Annotated in this window: 2 protein-coding genes; one reads left to right on the top strand and one right to left on the bottom strand. The window is 32.3% G+C overall.

Annotated elements, in window-relative coordinates; translation table 11 throughout:
- Positions 1-34: 34 nt before the first annotated feature.
- The gene (asnA, locus tag Q0370_RS06035) at positions 35-1,051 is read left to right on the top strand and encodes an aspartate--ammonia ligase (RefSeq protein WP_147004872.1); all 1,017 of its coding nucleotides are present in this window, start codon (positions 35-37) and stop codon (positions 1,049-1,051) included.
- A gap of 60 nt (positions 1,052-1,111) precedes the next feature.
- On the opposite strand, the gene Q0370_RS06030 is transcribed toward asnA, so the two are convergent.
- On the bottom strand, positions 1,112-1,305 hold a 194-nt coding region (locus Q0370_RS06030), incomplete at its 5' end, for a cation:dicarboxylase symporter family transporter (RefSeq protein ID WP_299573412.1).

Here is a 1,305-nt window from a genome sequence, read left to right as displayed (position 1 = left end):
GGTAGAATAAAAAATTGAGAAAGAAGGAGAGTATATGTCAAGTATTATAATTCCAAAAAATTATGATTCCAAATACGGAATTATGGAAACAGAAATTGCCATAAAAGTGGCGAAAGACTGCTTTGAGAGAGAACTTGCAAAAGCATTGGATTTAACAAGAATTTCAGCACCTATGTTTGTCAGAAAGTCTGCTGGGATTAATGATAATCTAAATGGAGTCGAACGTCCTGTGGCTTTTGAAATGAAAGAAATGCCAGATACTACATTGGAAATTGTGCATTCACTTGCAAAATGGAAAAGAATTGCATTAAAGCAGTATGGTGTAGAGGCTGGAAAAGGTATTTACACAGATATGAATGCAATTAGAAGAGATGAAGATTTGGATAACACTCATTCAATTTACGTGGATCAATGGGACTGGGAAAAGGTTGTCTCAAAAGAGGATAGAAATTTAGAGTTTTTAAAAGAAACTGTAAAAAAAATCTATCAAGTCTTTTTAAATACAGAAAAAGAATTGACAGATAAATTTAGTAAATTTGAAAAATTTTTACCAAAGGAAGTAACTTTTATAACTTCACAAGAATTAGAAAATTTATATCCTGAATTGACTCCAAATGAAAGAGAAGAAAGATTTGCAAAAGAAAATGGCGCAGTATTTATTATGCAAATTGGAAAAATGTTAAATTCTGGACAAAGACATGATGGGCGTGCTCCAGATTATGATGATTGGGAACTAAATGGAGATTTGATTATGTGGAATCCAGTTCTCGATAGTTCATTAGAATTATCGTCAATGGGAATTCGTGTAGATAAAAAGGCGCTAGAACGTCAATTGAAGGAATTGAACTTAGAAGAGCGAAAAAATCTTGATTTTCATAAAATGCTTTTAAATGATGAATTACCGTTAACAATCGGTGGAGGAATCGGACAGTCGAGAATTTGTATGTTCTTGTTACAAAAAGCACATATTGGAGAAGTTCAGGCTTCTGTTTGGACTCCTGAAATCGTAAAAAAATGTAAAGAAAATGGAATTAATCTTTTATGGTATTAAGATAAAAAAGAAAAAAGTGAATTACTAATTAATCTTAGTTTTTCACTTTTTATATTGTTTTTATTTTTTTATAAATTTATGATAAATCCAGTCAACTATAATAGCTATTGCATTATCCCCAGATACATTTGCCGCTGTTCCAAAGCTGTCCTGTGTTATATAAAGAGCGATTAGAAGCGAAGCTAAAGGACTGTTTGCAGCGATTCCGACCATTCCTAGAAATGGAAGTGCTGACATTATTGCTCCTCCAGGTG

Origin of the sequence: uncultured Leptotrichia sp., from assembly GCF_938036635.1 — a bacterium.
Taxonomy (GTDB): domain Bacteria; phylum Fusobacteriota; class Fusobacteriia; order Fusobacteriales; family Leptotrichiaceae; genus Leptotrichia; species Leptotrichia hongkongensis.
This window is presented reverse-complemented; position numbering and strand designations above follow the sequence as displayed.